15 protein-coding genes are annotated in these 15,163 nt (G+C 63.2%); 6 read left to right on the top strand and 9 right to left on the bottom strand.

What is annotated here, in order from left to right; translation table 11 throughout:
- Nucleotides 1-102: 102 nt before the first annotated feature.
- From rbfA to AC0ZJQ_RS15285, 5 genes are all read left to right on the top strand, one after another.
- On the top strand, nt 103-492 hold the full coding sequence (gene rbfA, locus AC0ZJQ_RS15305; RefSeq protein WP_301619083.1) for a 30S ribosome-binding factor RbfA: 390 nt from the start codon (nt 103-105) through the stop codon (nt 490-492).
- A 2-nt stretch (nt 493-494) separates the two neighbouring features.
- Complete coding sequence (gene truB, locus AC0ZJQ_RS15300; protein ID WP_476476875.1) at nt 495-1,412, top strand: tRNA pseudouridine(55) synthase TruB; 918 nt, start codon at nt 495-497, stop codon at nt 1,410-1,412.
- A 114-nt stretch (nt 1,413-1,526) separates the two neighbouring features.
- Nucleotides 1,527-1,796 carry a 30S ribosomal protein S15 gene (gene rpsO / locus AC0ZJQ_RS15295; protein ID WP_003240577.1) on the top strand — a complete coding sequence of 90 codons (270 nt, stop codon included), beginning with the start codon at nt 1,527-1,529 and terminating at the stop codon, nt 1,794-1,796.
- 167 nt (nt 1,797-1,963) lie between these two features.
- Nucleotides 1,964-4,069, top strand: a complete 2,106-nt coding sequence (gene pnp, locus AC0ZJQ_RS15290) for a polyribonucleotide nucleotidyltransferase (RefSeq protein WP_314017815.1) — start codon at nt 1,964-1,966, stop codon at nt 4,067-4,069.
- Between the two features lie 270 nt (nt 4,070-4,339).
- Nucleotides 4,340-4,714 carry a BON domain-containing protein gene (locus AC0ZJQ_RS15285; RefSeq protein WP_008568936.1) on the top strand — a complete coding sequence of 125 codons (375 nt, stop codon included), beginning with the start codon at nt 4,340-4,342 and terminating at the stop codon, nt 4,712-4,714.
- 50 nt (nt 4,715-4,764) lie between these two features.
- Here AC0ZJQ_RS15285 and AC0ZJQ_RS15280 read toward each other — a convergent pair whose 3' ends face one another.
- The 4 genes from AC0ZJQ_RS15280 to pgi all read right to left on the bottom strand — a co-directional run bounded on the left by AC0ZJQ_RS15280 (nt 4,765) and on the right by pgi (nt 10,159).
- Nucleotides 4,765-5,073, bottom strand: a complete 309-nt coding sequence (locus AC0ZJQ_RS15280) for a DUF2845 domain-containing protein (protein ID WP_008568935.1) — start codon at nt 5,071-5,073, stop codon at nt 4,765-4,767.
- A 17-nt stretch (nt 5,074-5,090) separates the two neighbouring features.
- Complete coding sequence (locus AC0ZJQ_RS15275) at nt 5,091-5,384, bottom strand: DUF2845 domain-containing protein (RefSeq protein WP_314017812.1); 294 nt, start codon at nt 5,382-5,384, stop codon at nt 5,091-5,093.
- Nucleotides 5,385-5,386: 2 nt separating this feature from the next.
- On the bottom strand, nt 5,387-8,320 hold the full coding sequence (locus AC0ZJQ_RS15270; RefSeq protein WP_314017810.1) for a DUF748 domain-containing protein: 2,934 nt from the start codon (nt 8,318-8,320) through the stop codon (nt 5,387-5,389).
- 171 nt (nt 8,321-8,491) lie between these two features.
- Nucleotides 8,492-10,159, bottom strand: coding sequence for a glucose-6-phosphate isomerase (pgi, locus tag AC0ZJQ_RS15265; RefSeq protein WP_476476874.1), 1,668 nt, complete (start codon nt 10,157-10,159; stop codon nt 8,492-8,494).
- Here pgi and AC0ZJQ_RS15260 point away from each other — a divergent pair.
- Entirely contained in the window at nt 10,158-10,514 is a 357-nt protein-coding gene (locus AC0ZJQ_RS15260) for a hypothetical protein (RefSeq protein ID WP_314017808.1), read from the top strand. The genes pgi and AC0ZJQ_RS15260 overlap by 2 nt on opposite strands.
- Here the strand turns inward: AC0ZJQ_RS15260 and panD are convergent.
- The 5 genes from panD to AC0ZJQ_RS15235 form a co-directional block, all read right to left on the bottom strand.
- Complete coding sequence (gene panD, locus AC0ZJQ_RS15255) at nt 10,474-10,854, bottom strand: aspartate 1-decarboxylase (protein ID WP_008568931.1); 381 nt, start codon at nt 10,852-10,854, stop codon at nt 10,474-10,476. The genes AC0ZJQ_RS15260 and panD overlap by 41 nt on opposite strands.
- A 77-nt stretch (nt 10,855-10,931) precedes the next feature.
- On the bottom strand, nt 10,932-11,789 hold the full coding sequence (gene panC, locus AC0ZJQ_RS15250) for a pantoate--beta-alanine ligase (protein WP_314017805.1): 858 nt from the start codon (nt 11,787-11,789) through the stop codon (nt 10,932-10,934).
- Entirely contained in the window at nt 11,786-12,586 is an 801-nt protein-coding gene (gene panB, locus AC0ZJQ_RS15245) for a 3-methyl-2-oxobutanoate hydroxymethyltransferase (protein WP_167134639.1), read from the bottom strand. Before panB ends, panC begins: the two co-directional genes overlap by 4 nt.
- A gap of 151 nt (nt 12,587-12,737) precedes the next feature.
- The gene (folK, locus tag AC0ZJQ_RS15240) at nt 12,738-13,232 is read right to left on the bottom strand and encodes a 2-amino-4-hydroxy-6-hydroxymethyldihydropteridine diphosphokinase (protein WP_167134641.1); all 495 of its coding nucleotides are present in this window, start codon (nt 13,230-13,232) and stop codon (nt 12,738-12,740) included.
- Nucleotides 13,233-14,618, bottom strand: a complete 1,386-nt coding sequence (locus AC0ZJQ_RS15235) for a polynucleotide adenylyltransferase PcnB (RefSeq protein ID WP_003288803.1) — start codon at nt 14,616-14,618, stop codon at nt 13,233-13,235.
- Nucleotides 14,619-15,163: the final 545 nt, after the last annotated feature.

Here is a 15,163-nt window from a genome sequence, read left to right as displayed (position 1 = left end):
CTCCAGCGGCAAGCGTCGAGTGTGATCACTTGGCGCTTGCCGTTTGGCTTTGCGGTATCACGAATTTTTCAAGCCTGCAGCGTGCAGCCAGAGGCAGTTTTTATGGCCAAAGAATTCAGCCGTACCCAGCGTATCGGCGATCAGATGCAGCGCGAGCTGGCCCAGTTGATCCAGCGCGAGATCAAGGATCCGCGGCTGGGACTGGTCACCATCACCGGCGTTGATGTCAGCCGGGATCTGTCCCACGCGAAGATCTTCATCACCATCATGGGGCAGGACGACGACGAGGAGGCGGTCAGGGGCAACCTGCGCATTCTCAATGAGGCCGCCGGCTTCCTGCGCATGCAGCTGGGCAAGAGCATGAAGTTGCGCAGTGTGCCGCAGCTGCATTTCAACTATGACGCGAGCATCCGCCGTGGCGTCGAGCTGAGTTCGCTGATCGAGCGCGCGGTCGCCGAAGATCGCAAGCACAGCGACGGAAGCGGAGAGTAAGCGTGGCCCAGGTCAAGCGTGTTCGACGCGATGTGAACGGCATCATCCTGCTCGACAAGCCTCGCGGATTCACCTCCAACGCGGCACTGCAGAAGGTGCGCTGGCTGCTCAATGCAGAGAAGGCTGGGCATACCGGCAGCCTCGATCCGCTGGCGACCGGCGTATTGCCGCTGTGCTTCGGCGAGGCAACCAAGTTTTCGCAGTATCTGCTCGATGCCGACAAGGCCTACGAGACGGTCATGCAACTGGGCGTGACCACCACGACGGCGGATGCCGAGGGTGAAATCCTCGAGCGTAATCCGGTGGAAGTGACCCGCGAGCAGCTCGAGGCACTGCTGCCACGCTTTCGCGGTGATATTCAGCAGGTGCCGCCGATGTATTCGGCACTCAAGCGCGATGGTCAGCCGTTGTACAAGCTCGCCCGCGCCGGCGAAGTGGTGGAGCGCGAGCCACGATCTGTTAATATTGCGCGCTTGGAGCTGCTCGCGCTCGATGGCGACAAGGCACGGCTATCAGTGGCTTGCAGCAAAGGTACCTATATCCGCACCCTGGTCGAAGATATCGGTCAGCTGCTCGGGTGCGGCGCGCATGTTGCTGAGCTACGGCGAACCCAGGCGGGTCCGTTCGATCTGTCTCGCACGGTGACGCTTGAGTCGCTGGAACAAGCGCATGCCGAAGGCGGCGCCGAGGCGCTCGACGGGTTTCTTCTGCCAGTGGACAGCGGGCTCGAACATTGGCCGCTGCTGCAGTTTTCCGAGCACAGTGCCTATTACTGGCTGCATGGCCAGCCGGTGCGTGCGCCGGAGGCACCGAAGTACGGCATGGTTCGCGTACAGGATCCAGCAGGTCGCTTCATTGGGATTGGCGAAGTGAGCGAAGACGGGCGTATTGCGCCACGTCGACTGATTCGGTCGGAATGACCGTTGCGTATCGCCTCGTGCGGTGCGTTCAGAGGGTGGCTGTCAGCAGGCACGGTCATTTCTCTTTATCTAAACACGGGATGATTCCCGGCCTGTTCACTCAAGGAGCCCATCATGGCACTGAGCGTTGAAGAAAAAGCCCAGATCGTTAACGAGTACAAGCAAGCTGAAGGCGACACCGGTTCTCCGGAAGTGCAGGTAGCCCTGCTGACCGCCAACATCAACAAGCTGCAAGGCCACTTCAAGGCCAACGGCAAGGACCACCACTCCCGTCGTGGTCTGATCCGCATGGTTAACCAGCGTCGCAAGCTGCTGGATTACCTGAAGGGTAAGGACACCACTCGTTACAGCGCCCTGATCGGCCGTCTGGGTCTGCGTCGCTAAGACGCACCCGCGCTGGAAGCCGGAAGCTGGAAGCCTGAAGTTGAAAGCCGGGGATATCCCCGCTTCCAGCTTCGGTCTTCCAGCTTTTGGCTTTCTTGCAGATCGTTTCGGGCCGACTCCCGAATGTTCTGCCAATTTCCCCAAGGCAACAAAGAGAAGGAAAAACCGTGAATCCGGTAATCAAGAAGTTTCAATTCGGTCAGTCGACCGTAACCTTGGAGACGGGCCGTATCGCTCGCCAGGCCTCTGGCGCCGTGCTGGTCACCGTTGATAACGATGTCACCGTGCTGGTGACCGTGGTTGGTGCCAAGACCGCCGACCCGAGCAAAGGGTTCTTCCCGCTCTCCGTGCATTATCAGGAGAAGACCTACGCGGCCGGCAAGATCCCCGGCGGCTTCTTCAAGCGTGAGGCGCGTCCTTCCGAGAAGGAAACCCTGACCTCGCGCCTGATCGATCGCCCGATCCGTCCGCTGTTCCCGGAAGGCTTCCAGAACGAAGTGCAGGTCATCTGTACCGTCGTTTCCACCAGCAAGAAAACTGATCCGGACATCGCTGCGATGATCGGTACTTCGGCTGCCCTAGCGGTATCCGGCATTCCGTTCGACGGCCCCATTGGTGCCGCGCGCGTGGCGTTCCACCCGGAAACCGGCTACCTGCTGAACCCGAACTACGAACAGCTCAAGGCTTCCAGCCTGGACATGGTCGTGGCCGGCACCAAGGACGCCGTGCTGATGGTCGAATCGGAAGCTCGCGAGCTGACGGAAGACCAGATGCTGGGCGCCGTGCTGTTTGCTCACGAAGAATTTCAGGCCGTGGTCAAGGCTGTCGAAGAGCTCGCCGCCGAAGCCGGCAAGCCGCGCTGGAACTGGACTGCTCCGCAAGCCAATACCGCGCTGCTCGACGCCATCCGCAGCGAGTTCGGCGAAGCCATCTCCCAGGCCTATACCATCACCATCAAGCAGGACCGCTACGCGCGCCTGGGCGAGTTGAAGGACCAGGTCGTTGCCAAGTTCTCCGGCGAAGAAGGCCAGCCGTCCGCTGGCGAAGTGAAAGACGCCTTTGGTGAAATCGAATACCGCACCGTTCGCGAGAACATCGTCAACGGCAAGCCGCGTATCGACGGCCGTGACACCCGCACTGTGCGCGACCTGAACATCGAAGTCGGCGTGCTGGACAAGACCCACGGTTCGGCACTGTTCACCCGTGGCGAAACCCAGGCGCTGGTCGTTGCTACCCTCGGCACTGCCCGTGACGCGCAGCTGCTCGACACCCTCGAAGGCGAGAAGAAAGACCCCTTCATGCTGCACTACAACTTCCCGCCTTACTCGGTCGGTGAGTGTGGTCGCATGGGGGCTACCGGTCGCCGCGAAATCGGTCACGGTCGCCTGGCCCGTCGTGGCGTTGCCGCCATGCTGCCGAGCGCCGACGAATTCCCGTACACCATCCGCGTGGTTTCCGAAATTACCGAGTCCAACGGCTCCAGCTCCATGGCGTCGGTTTGCGGTGCCTCGCTGGCACTGATGGACGCCGGCGTGCCGATGAAGGCGCCGGTAGCCGGTATTGCGATGGGGCTGGTCAAGGAAGGCGACAAGTTCGCCGTGCTGACCGACATCCTCGGTGACGAGGACCACCTGGGCGACATGGACTTCAAGGTTGCCGGTACCGCCAAGGGCGTTACCGCGCTGCAGATGGACATCAAGATCCAGGGCATCACCGAAGAGATCATGGAGATCGCTCTGGGCCAGGCCCTGGAAGCGCGCCTGAACATTCTCGGCCAGATGAATCAGGTCATTGCCCAGTCGCGCAGCGAGCTGTCGGCCAACGCACCGACCATGCTGGCGATGAAGATCGATCAGGACAAGATCCGCGACGTGATCGGCAAGGGCGGCGCCACCATTCGCGCCATCTGTGAAGAGACCAAGGCTTCGATCGACATCGAAGACGACGGCTCGATCAAGATCTTCGGCGAGACCAAGGAAGCGGCCGAGGCGGCCAAGCAGCGCGTGCTGGGCATCACTGCCGAAGCCGAAATCGGCAAGATCTACGTCGGCAAGGTCGAACGTATCGTCGACTTCGGTGCCTTCGTCAACATCCTGCCGGGCAAGGACGGCCTGGTGCACATCTCGCAGATCAGCGATCAGCGCATCGAGAAGGTCACTGACGTGCTCAAGGAAGGTCAGGAAGTGAAGGTGCTGGTACTGGACGTGGACAACCGCGGCCGCATCAAGCTCTCGATCAAGGACGTCGCAGCGGCAGAGGCGTCGGGCGTCTGAGCCTGACATTTCAGTCGAACAAGAAAGGCCCTTCGGGGCCTTTTTTGTTGTCTGGAATTGCCTCGGATCGTCTTGCAGCTGATTGCAAGATGCATGCGTGGCACAGGCCAAGCGTGCATAGTGCACGTCTTAGCAGAATTCCGTATTTTCGTAACCTATTGAAATTGAAGGATATTTACATGTCGCTTCGGTTGGCACGGCGCTTGCGCTGTTATTCCTGACTCCGGGCTGGAGCAATGCCCGGAAACCACGAGAAACAGGAGTGACATCATGAAAAAGATTCAGACCTCCCTCACTGCCGCCGCCGTTGTTGCCGCCTTCAGTCTGCCGCTGGCGGGTGTGGCAATGGCCGACAGCACGCCTGCTATCGAGAAAACCGAAGCCGTCATGCTCGCCGCCAATGAAAATGTGGAAGAGGCCAAGGACGCCGCTTCCGATACCTGGATCACCACCAAGGTGAAGTCGACCCTGCTGGCCGAAGACGCCACCCCGGGCATGGATATCGAAGTTGAAACCAAGAACGGCGTAGTGTCGCTGTCCGGTACCGTTGCGACCGAGGCAGAGAAGGAAGCCGCAGTCGCCAAGGCTCGGCAGATCAAGGGCGTGACCGACGTGTCCGCCGACGGTCTGAAGGTCGCCGAATAAGATTCGGCGCCAAGCCCGACGGAACCCCACCTCGTGTGGGGTTTTTTTATTCAGTTGCCGCGCTGGCTGTCGATGCTGCGCAGGCGATTGCCCTCGAAGCGCAGGTAGTGGTACATGCCGTGACTCGGGCCGTAGACCCATTCCTCGACGACTACTTCCTGCAGGTAGCCGTATTCATCGACGACCTCCTTGTAGCCGATCATTGCTTTACTGCTGGGCTCGCCACAGCGCTCGCGAACCTGCGCCGTGCTGGCCTCCAGGCTGACCAGACGGCTGTTGCAGCGAAAGGTGGATGAGGCGCTTGCCGGCTCGCTGGCCAGCAGCGCGACGAACAGAGCGAACAGGGAAAAGCGGGACATGCGGAGCTCCTGATTATTTACCGCTCGCGCCGCGACTCGATGCGCACCAGGCGGTTGCCCTCAAACGTGAGGATACTGAACGTGCCGTTGTTCGGCCCGTAGGTCCATTCTTCCAGCACGAATTCCTGTCGGCCGTTGGGGCTCAGGCCGTAGCCGACCAAGTCGCGTTGGGCCGGTGGGCCGCACTTGCGCTCGACCTCGAAGGCGCGGTCGCCCGTACTGACCAGCTGGCTGCCGCAGCGTAGCGTATCGGCGTCCGCAGCGAAGCAGGCGAGTAGCAGCAGACCGGGCAGAAAAGATTGTCCAGACATGTTCATTCGCTACCCAGATGCAGTGCGGTGGCGACGCGGCCGTCGGTCTGCGGTTCGGTGGTGCCGGTGTCGAGTAGGAACACGCGCTCGGCGTTCAGCCCGTGATCCACCAGGTAGCCCTTGATTGCTGCTGCGCGATCGCGACTCAGCGTGCGCAGCAGGACGCTGCTTTGTGCCCAGGAGGCGATGACGGCGTCGCGCAGTCGCGCGGCGCGTTCCTCGTCCTCCAGTTCCTTCCACTGCGCTGGCGGTTGCTGCTTCAGCCGGCTGCGGTAGATGCCTTCAAGCAGCACGGCCTTGTTCTCTTCATCCACCTGCAGCAGGCTGGGATCGGCCGGCACCTTGTCGCCGCGGCGCTGGAGGATGCGGTACTGGGTCTGCTGGTACTCGCGCTGCAGACGTTGTTCGGCCAGCAGCGGCCCATCGCTGGAGCCCGCAGCCATGCCTTCGACCTCCAGGCGCAGCGCCGGGCGCTGTTGCAGCGCATCGACCAGGGTATCCAGTGCTTTGCGTGCTTCGTCATCCAACTCGCTGCTGCCGGCGGCAAAGGCGATCTGGCTGAGGTCGACCTGATCGCCGTCCACCAGGCCGGCGATGAACTTGAACGGTGCCTGTGCGGCGCGCAGCACCAGATTGCGCAGGGTCTGCCAGACGATTGGCATGACGCTGAACTGCGGGTCGTTGAGGTTGCCGGTGACCGGTAGCTCGATCGAGATCGTACCTTTGGTGTCCTTCAGCAGCGCTACGGCCAGGCGAATCGGCAGGTCGACCGCGTCCGGGCTGTCGACCTTTTCGCCCAGCTGCAGCTGCTCGACCACCACCTTGTTCTCGGCATTCAGTTGACCCTGCTGGATGCGGTAATGCAGGTCCAGGTTGAGCCGGCCTTTGCGGATGCGATAGCCGGCGAACTTGCTGGAGTAGGGCGTCAGGGTGGTCAGTTCCACCTGCTTGAAGCTGGTGGCGATGTCCAGGCTCTGCAACGGATCGAAGGGGGTGAGCTGGCCCTTGATGCTGACCGGCGCGTAGCGGTCGACTTTGCCCTTGATATCCACCGCAGCGGGTTTTTGCTGGCGGTTGTCGAGGGTGCCGATTCGGCCGTTGAGACCCTGGATGGCTGTGCCGAAGGGCGGGCGCAGGCTGAGATCGGCAAAATTCGCGGAACCATCCGCGATCTCGATTCCGCCAATGTGCAGCGCCAGCGGCGCGCTGGCCGGCTCCGGTTGCGCCGCCTTCGGGCTACCGGTGGCAGGTTCGGGTTGCTTGATCAGCAGGTCGTTGATGTTGGTGGTCAGGTCCGGATTGATGATGAAGCGCGCGTAGGGTTGCTGCAGCTGCACCTTGGCGATGCTCAGACTCTGCGGATGGCGGTAGTCGATCTGTTCCAGATGCAGGCGTTCCCATTTGGCCAGGTCGCGGTTGCCGATGGTGTCGAGCGTGTGCAACTGGGTGATGTCGGCCTGTCCGGTGACCGAGAATGCCAGTGGCTCGGTGCTGTGCAGTTCGGCCTTCAGCTGACTGTCGAGCAGGCCGCTGCGCAGTTCCAGGTGCATGAAGGGGCTGAGGTAGGCCTGGGCGATGCGCAGGTCGATGTCGCGGGTGCTGATGGCGAGCGTGCCGCTGGCCGGGCTGAGCTGCAGCTGGCCTTCGGCCTGCAGCGAGCCCTGACGGCCGATGCCGCTCTGCAAAGCGAGCTGGAAGGGCGAGGTGCCGAGGCTATCGAAATCGCGCAAGGTCAGGTCGAGCGGCCCGACTTCCAGCGCGACATCCTGCTCGGGTACGCGGTCGGCGAGGTGGACTCGGTAATCGCGCAGTTCTGCGTTGCGCACCAGCACCTGCCATGGACGGGGGGCGGCGGGTTCGCTGGCGCCGCCGGCAGCGGGTGCTTCGGCGGCGGCTTCCGGCTGTGGCTCCGGTGTGGCAGCGCGCGATGGCGTCGGCCGGGCAAACAGCGCCTGCCAGTCGAGCGTGCCATCGGCGTTGCGTGCAGCCCAGGTTTCCAGTTTGCTGCTGCGCAGGTTGCCGATGGTGATGCGCTGTTCGACCAGGTCCAGCGCGGTGTCGTCGATTTCCAGGCTTTCCAGGCGGACCAGCGCCTTGCCGTCGGGGGCATCGATGGCCAGCGGTGCAAGCGTGATTTTCGCCTTGTCGAGCAGGAGCTGGGTGCCTTCGCTCAGGTCCAGCCGGTAGGCGGTGCTTACGTCGAGGCGACCGTCCTGCAGCTGCAGCGGGACGATATCGTGAACGTAGGGCCAGATGTCCTTGAGCAGCAGGCCGTCGGCCTTCAGCTCGCCACTGGAGGTGATCGGCGCCAGGCTGAACTGTCCCTGCCAGGCGATGCGTCCGCCGCTCGGGCCGTTGGCCACCAGACTGGCGTCGGCGCTGCCATCGGAGCGGGTCGCCAGGTTGTGCAGCTCGATGTTCAGCGCGTCGTAGCGCAGGTCGATGGCTTCGCTCGGTCGCAGATCGCGGAAGCCGACATCGCCACCGGCCAGCTGCAGGCGGTCGATGCGCAGGGGAAAGACCTCGCCCGGCTCCTCGGCAGCGGGTTCGGGGCTGGGCGGCAGCTCAAACAGACGGGAGAGGTTGAGCGTGCCTTGCGGGTCGAATTCGGCCTGCACCGCGGGGTTGTCCAGCTGGATGTCGGCCAGGTGCAGGGTGCGTGTCCACAGGCTGTCCCAGGAAAGGTTGAGATACAGCCGCTCGAACGCGACCTGTCGCGCGTTGGGCTCACCGATGCTCAGGTTGAAGGCGGTCAGTTCGAGCGTGAAGGGATTCAGCTCGAGACGCTCCAGCGTTGCCGGCGTGGTGGCATAGCGCGCCAACTGCTGGTTGGCGATGCGCTGGGCGACACCAGGCAGGATGAGGAAGCCGAGCAGGCAGTAACAGACCAGGACGCTCACCACGACCGTGAGCGCGCGCTTCATTCCGTTGGGCATGTCCGAGGATATTCCGTGCGGTTGGATGCCTTGGAGTATGGCATGCCCGCCGGGTTCCTCTTGCGATCCAGCGCAGTTATCGATGCGCGCGCGTAAGGGTTGCAGTGTCGGGGTGATCTTCGGCCAGGGAAGATCCGATCGCCCGGCGCAGGTGCACCGGACGATGGACACTCAGCCGCGATGACGGCCGCGGAAGAAGTCGATCAGACCCTGGGTCGAGGCATCCTCGGCCGGCGGGCTGTCGTAGCCGGTCAGACGCCCGTAGACGCCCTTGCCCAGTTCCTTGCCCAGCTCCACGCCCCACTGATCAAAGGAGTTGATGCCCCAGATGACGCCCTGCACGAACACCTTGTGCTCGTAGAGTGCGATCAATGCACCGAGGCGCCCGGGACTGATGCTCTCGAGCACCAGGGTGTTGCTCGGGCGATTGCCGGGGATCACCTTGTGCGGCGCCAGACGCTGCACTTCGCGCTCCGGCAGGCCCTTGGCGCGCAGTTCGGCTTCCGCTTCGGCGCGGGTCTTGCCGAGCATCAGCGCCTGGCTCTGCGACAGGCAGTTGGCGTACAGCCATTCCTGATGGTCGGCGACCGGGTTATGGCTGACTACCGGCACGATGAAATCCGCCGGGATCAGCGGCGTGCCCTGATGCAGGAGCTGATGGTAGGCGTGCTGGCCGTTGCAGCCGACGCCGCCCCAGATCACCGGGCCGGTGCTGCAGGAAACCGGCGTGCCGTCCTGGCGCACGCTCTTGCCGTTGGACTCCATGTCCATCTGCTGCAGGTGCTTGACGAAGTTGCGTAGGTAATGGTCGTAGGGCAGGAAGGCGTAGCTCTGCGCGCCCCAAAAGTTGTGGTACCAGATGCCGAGCATGGCCAGCAGCACCGGCATGTTGGTCTCGAACGGCTCGTGGAGGAAATGCTGGTCCATGCTGTAGGCGCCGGAGAGCAGATCCTTGAAGTTGTGCATGCCGATCGCCAGGGCGATGGGCAGGCCGATCGCCGACCACAGCGAGTAGCGGCCGCCGACCCAGTCCCACATCGGGAAGATATTCTTCTCGCGGATGCCGAAATCGATCGCCGCCTGCTTGTTGCTGGTCACCGCGATGAAGTGGCGATAGAACTTCTCCTCGGTGCCGCCACGGGCCAGATACCAACTGCGTGCGGCCTGAGCGTTCTTCAGGGTTTCCAGGGTGCCGAACGACTTGCTGGAGACGATGAACAGCGTGGTTTCGGCGTTGAGATTGGCGGTGACCTCGCGGAACTCGCTGCCGTCGATGTTCGCCAGGTAATGGCAGCGCACGCCCGACTGCTGGGTGAACGGCAGCAGCGCCTCGGACACCAGCTGCGGACCGAGGAAGGAGCCACCGATGCCGATATTGACCACATCGGTGATCGGCTTGTCGTTGTAGCCGCGCCAGAGGTTGTTGTGGATACGGCCGACGATGTCGGTCATCTGTGCCAGCGCGGCATGTACCTCGCGCATCAGGTTGGTGCCGTTGACGATCAGGTCGTCGCCCATCGGTCGGCGCAGCGCCGTATGCAGCGCTGGGCGGTTCTCCGAGGCGTTCACCGGCTCACCGTTGAACATCGCGTGGGCGGCCTGCTCGACGCCTGCCTCGCGCGCCAGGTTGACCAGCAGCGCACGGGTTTGCGGGGTGATGAGGTTCTTCGAATAATCGAGGAACAGCCCGCAGCAGGAAACCGAAAGCTCCTCGAATCGCGCCGGATCGGCGGCGAAGGCTTCGCGCATGTTGAAGTGCTGCATGGCCAGGCGGTGTTCTTCCAGAACATTCCAGGATGGCAGGCGGGTGACATCGAGCGGGTGCTGGTAATAGCTCATGGTTAATGCGGCTTCCTTTGCTTGGACGGGCCATGAAGACATCGCGATTCCGCGCGCACGGATCATGCGCCGGGGGCTGCGTGGCTTCAACAGCCGTTTGATCGGCACACCGGCATTCATCCTGAATGCGGCTGTCACGGTTGGCAGCGGTACGGATCGTGCTGGCGGCGGTCACTCCGGTTCCGCCGAGACTGCTCTGACCAGCGAAACGGCCGATGTGTTCCACCTGCTCGACGTCCCGTCGGTTGCGGCAAGAAAAAGCCCGAAGCGTGGTGTGCGCTTCGGGCTGCAGATTGACTACGGTACGGCTGGTTTCAGGCAACCTGAACCGGGATGGCGTTGCTGGTATGGCTGAGGTCGCCATCGGCCCCCATGTACAGCACGTGGGGCTTGAAGTTCGCCAGCTCGGCCTCGCTGTAGTGCGCGTAGGTGCAGATGATCAGGCGATGGCCGACGCCGGCCTTGTGTGCCGCGGCGCCGTTGACGGAGATGATCTTCGAACCTTCCTCGCCACGGATGGCGTAGGTGGTGAAGCGCTCGCCGTTGTCGACGTTGTAGATCTGGATCTGTTCGTACTCGCGGATGCCGGCGAGGTCGAGCCAGTCGCCGTCGATGGCGCAGGAGCCCTCGTAGTCGAGCACTGAGTGAGTCACCACGGCGCGGTGCAGTTTTGCCTTGAGCATGATGGCGTGCATGGCAGGGTCCTCCGGTGCGCAAGCGGCGCAGAGTGTGCCCGAAGCCCTGAGTGTGATCAAGGCCACAGGGCGGGCGGTTAGTGGGTGGCGAGGTCGACCAGCAGGTTGTCCAACAGGCGGGTCTTGCCGAGGAACGCGGCCACCAGGATGACCAGTTCGCGCGCGGCCGCGTCGGCTGGCTGCAGGTCGGGCGCGTGGCGAATTTCCAGGTAATCCACGCGCAGCCCGGCGGCCTGCAGTTGTGCCTGGCCCTGAGCGATCAGCGCGGCATAATCGCGCTGTCCGCCGAGCAGGGCCGTCTTCATCTCGCACAGCGTGCGATACAGCGCCGGAGCGATCGCGCGCTCCTCGCTGCTGAGGTAACCGTTGCGCGAAGACAGCGCCAGACCGTCCTCGGCGCGCACGATCGGCTCGGAAATGATCTGCACCGGCATGTTCAGATCGCGCACCATGGTGCGGATCACGGCCAGCTGCTGGAAATCCTTTTGGCCGAATACCGCGAGATCCGGCAGGACCATGTTGAACAGCTTGGTCACCACCGTCGAGACGCCGTCGAAGTGCCCCGGGCGGCTGGCGCCACAGAGTCCTTCGGAAACCCCGGGCACGCGCACGAGCGTCTGCTGCGCCTGGCCGTGAGGGTACATTTCCTCCACGCCCGGGGCGAACAGCAGATGGCAGCCGGCATCGAACAGCTTCGTCTGATCGGCTGCCAGCGTGCGCGGGTAGCTGTCCAGGTCTTCGCTGGGACCGAACTGCAGCGGATTGACGAAGATGCTAGCCACCACGAAATCGGCGCGCTGGCCGGCCTTCTTCACCAGGGCGATATGCCCGGCGTGCAGGTTGCCCATGGTCGGTACGAAGCCGATACGCTTGCCCTCGCTGCGGGCGCGGGCTACCGCGGCACGCAGGTCGGCGATGGTCTTGACGATGTTCATGCGGAGAAACCGTGTTCGGCTGCAGGGAATTCGACTGCCTTGACCGCGCGCACATAGGCGGCGATGGCGGCCGGGATGTCGCTATGCTCGCGCATGAAGTTCTTCACGAACTTCGGTACGCGGCCGCTCAGCGACAGGCCCAGCATGTCATGCAGGACCAGCACCTGGCCGTCGGTGTCGCTGCCGGCACCGATTCCAATCACCGGAATGTCGACCGCCTGGGTGATCCGCGCAGCCAGTTCGCTGGGCACGCACTCGAGCAGCAGCATGGCGGCGCCGGCGGCTTGCAGGGCGCGTGCGTCGGCCAGCATCTGCTGCGCCTGGGCTTCTTCGCGGCCCTGCACCTTGTAACCGCCAAAAAGGTTGACCGCCTGGGGCGTCAGCCCCATGTGTGCGCACACCGGGATGCCGCGCTCGGCCAGCAGGCGGATCGACTCGGCCAGCCAGGCCGTGCCTTCGAGCTTGATCATGTGCGCGCCGGCCTGCATCAGCAGCGCCGAGTTGTTCAGGGTCTGCTCAGTGGTGGCGTTGGCCATGAACGGCAGATCGGCAACGATCATTGCGCCACGGTTGCCGCGTTTGACGCTGGCGGTGTGGTAGGCCATGTCGGCGACGGTGACTGGCAGGGTGCTGTCGTGCCCCTGCAGGACCATGCCGAGCGAATCGCCGATGAGCAGCATCTCGACGCCGGCATCGCAGGCAGTCTTGGCGAAGGTGGCGTCGTAGCAGGTGAGCATGACGATCTTCTCGCCCTTCTGCTTGAGCCCTTGCAGCGTGGTCAGGGTTACCTCTGGCATGAATGCCGTCCTCTTCGAGCCTCGGAGGGATCACGGTTGCCGATGCGTTGCGACGAAGCGTCGCGCGCGGCAGAGGGCGCTTATAGTCCGGTCGGCGAGTGGCTAAGTCAATCGCGAGTGTTACCCCGCTGTTACAGCGTTACCTGTCCGGTTACACCCTTTCGTCGAGACGCTCCAGGCCGCGGAACGGACAGGCGGCCAGCAGATCGTCGAGGTTGCGGCCATCGGCCAGGCGGAGATGGGCGGGCGCCAGTTCGGCCAGCGGGTAGAGCACGAAGGCGCGCTCCTGCAGATGATAGTGCGGCACTTGGAGGCGTGGCTCGTCGATCACCCGGTCGCCAAACAGCAGGATATCCAGGTCCAGCGTACGCGGCCCCCAGCGTTCGGCCTTGCGCTCGCGGCCTTGCGCGAGTTCGATCGTCTGCAGCGCGTCGAGCAGTTCGAGCGGCGCGAGCGTGGTGGCCAGCGCCGCGACGGCGTTGACGTAGCGCGGTTGATCGGGCGGCCCCAGCGGATCGCTGGCATAGAACGAGGACACGCCGAGCACTTGCGTGTGCGGCAGGTCGGCGAGCGCCTGCAGGGCACCGCGCAGTTGCTGCAGCGGGTCGGCCAGGTTGCTGCCCAGGCCGATGTAGACGCGTTCCATTTACTCGGCCGGGGCGTCGGCACCGCGACGGCGGCGCCCGCCGCTGCGGCGACGTTTGCGTGGCGCAGCGTCGTCCTTGCCGCTCAGGTTGCGGATCATGCTGCGCCGGTCACTGTCGCTGGCTTCCTGATAGTCGGTCCACCAGTCGCCGAGGCCGCCAGTCTTCTCGCCGGCGCTCTCGCGTAGCAGCAGGAAATCGTAGCCAGCGCGGAAACGTGGGTTTTCCAGTAGCTGGTCGGCGCGGCGCCCCTGTCGGCGCGGCAGACGCTCCTGCATGTCCCAGATTTCGCGCATGGGAATGGTGAAACGCTTGGGAATCGCGGTGCGCTGGCACTGTTCCCAGATGATGTCGTGTGCGGCTTCCTGCATCGCCGGGATCGGCGGCATGCCGCGGTCCTGCAGTTCGAGCACGCGCGCCGGCAGTGCGGGCCAGAGCAGGGCGGCGAACAGGAACGCTGGCGTGACCGGTTTACCCTGCTGGATGCGCAGGTCGGTGTTGGCCAGGGCGTTACGGATCAGCGTGCCGGCGTACTCGGGGTTGCGCTCCAGTGCGGCGGCGCTGGCCGGGAACAGCGGGGCGAACAGATCGTATTCGAGCAGAAGTTCGAAAGTGCGCTCGGCCTTGCCGCCGAGGAACAGCTTGAGCGTTTCGTCGAACAGCCGCGCCGAGGGAATTCCGTCGAGCAGGTCGGCCAGTTCGGCGATGGGCTCGGCGCTGTGCCGTTCGATCTCGAAGTCGAGCTTGGCGGCGAAACGCACCGCGCGCAGCATGCGCACCGGATCTTCCTGGTAGCGCTGCTCGGGATCGCCGATCAGGCGGATCAGGCGATTGCGGATGTCGTGCACACCGTGGGTGTGATCGAGGATGCGCTCGCTGGTCGGGTCGTAGTACAGCGCATTGATGGTGAAGTCGCGACGCTGGGCGTCGTCGTCGAGCGTGCCGTAGACGTTGTCGCGCAGAATGCGTCCGCTTTCGTTGCGCGCGGCCAGGTGGCTGGCCTCCTCCTCATCGTCTTCTTCCGGGTGATTGGCGCGGAAGGTAGCGACTTCGATGATCTCGCGGCCGAAATGCACGTGCACCAGCTTGAAGCGGCGCCCGATAACCCGCGCGTTGCGGAATTCGGCCCGTACCTGTTCGGGGGTGGCGCTGGTGGCGACGTCGTAGTCCTTGGGATCGAGATCCAGCAGCAGATCGCGCACGCAGCCGCCCACTACATAGGCTTCGTAGCCTGCTTGCTGCAGGCGCTGGACCACATTCACCGCATTGCGGCTGATGGCGTTGCGCTGCAAGGAGTGCTGCCTGCTGGACAGTATTTCGGGAGTGCGGCGAGCCGGCGGGATTCGGCGCAGGGGAAAGCGAAAAGACTGGAACAGCTTTTTCAGCATGAGCAAGCACTGTTGTGGCGAATGGGGTGGATGGCCGTGGAAAGCCGCGAAAACTGCGCGGATTCTAGCATCGGGAGGCTGGATGTTGAACGAAGGCGAGAGGGGTGTCAAAAACGGCGGGCATAAAGCACTGAGGGGAGCCGAAGCTCCCCTCATAAAAGATATTGCGTGCTTTGTTGTTATTGGTGCAGGCGTATTGTTTTTGTTGTTCCGCCTGTTCCCTTCGGCCATTGCCTTCGGGAGGTCCCTACGTGGGAACCAATAGCAAACGGATTGCTTTGGTCGCTGAGTTGCCGGTGATCGTTGATCCAACCAGTGCGGGCCCTGCTCAATGCAGTTTTTGTTGTTCTCGGCCTGGTCGTCGGGGTTGAGCCCTTCGGCAAATCCTCTCCAAAAGAATCAGTTAGCTGCGCCTCCGCGTTCTTATGGTTATTTTGCTGGAGTCGTTACGTTTTGTTCTTGTTATGGGACGGCTTGTTATTGTTGTTATGCCAGATATAAAGCAGGTGTCGTGCCAGTTTTTAAAATCTCATATATTTCAATGG

Source organism: Stutzerimonas sp. 21-1, from assembly GCF_056336065.1.
The sequence above is the reverse complement of the archived record's forward strand: the minus strand, read 5'-3'. Positions and strand labels throughout refer to the sequence as shown.

Bases quoted from the DNA above. Each gene is read 5' to 3' on its own strand.
- AC0ZJQ_RS15260 (WP_314017808.1), top strand. From the start codon at position 10,158: ATGGTTAATGCGGCTTCCTTTGCTTGGACGGGCCATGAAGACATCGCG.
- AC0ZJQ_RS15270 (WP_314017810.1), bottom strand. From the start codon at position 8,320: ATGCCCAACGGAATGAAGCGCGCGCTCACGGTCGTGGTGAGCGTCCTG.
- rpsO (WP_003240577.1), top strand. From the start codon at position 1,527: ATGGCACTGAGCGTTGAAGAAAAAGCCCAGATCGTTAACGAGTACAAG.
- AC0ZJQ_RS15280 (WP_008568935.1), bottom strand. From the start codon at position 5,073: ATGTCCCGCTTTTCCCTGTTCGCTCTGTTCGTCGCGCTGCTGGCCAGC.
- folK (WP_167134641.1), bottom strand. From the start codon at position 13,232: ATGGAACGCGTCTACATCGGCCTGGGCAGCAACCTGGCCGACCCGCTG.
- panC (WP_314017805.1), bottom strand. From the start codon at position 11,789: ATGAACATCGTCAAGACCATCGCCGACCTGCGTGCCGCGGTAGCCCGC.
- AC0ZJQ_RS15275 (WP_314017812.1), bottom strand. From the start codon at position 5,384: ATGTCTGGACAATCTTTTCTGCCCGGTCTGCTGCTACTCGCCTGCTTC.
- AC0ZJQ_RS15285 (WP_008568936.1), top strand. From the start codon at position 4,340: ATGAAAAAGATTCAGACCTCCCTCACTGCCGCCGCCGTTGTTGCCGCC.
- panD (WP_008568931.1), bottom strand. From the start codon at position 10,854: ATGCACGCCATCATGCTCAAGGCAAAACTGCACCGCGCCGTGGTGACT.
- rbfA (WP_301619083.1), top strand. From the start codon at position 103: ATGGCCAAAGAATTCAGCCGTACCCAGCGTATCGGCGATCAGATGCAG.
- panB (WP_167134639.1), bottom strand. From the start codon at position 12,586: ATGCCAGAGGTAACCCTGACCACGCTGCAAGGGCTCAAGCAGAAGGGC.
- pgi (WP_476476874.1), bottom strand. From the start codon at position 10,159: ATGAGCTATTACCAGCACCCGCTCGATGTCACCCGCCTGCCATCCTGG.
- AC0ZJQ_RS15235 (WP_003288803.1), bottom strand. From the start codon at position 14,618: ATGCTGAAAAAGCTGTTCCAGTCTTTTCGCTTTCCCCTGCGCCGAATC.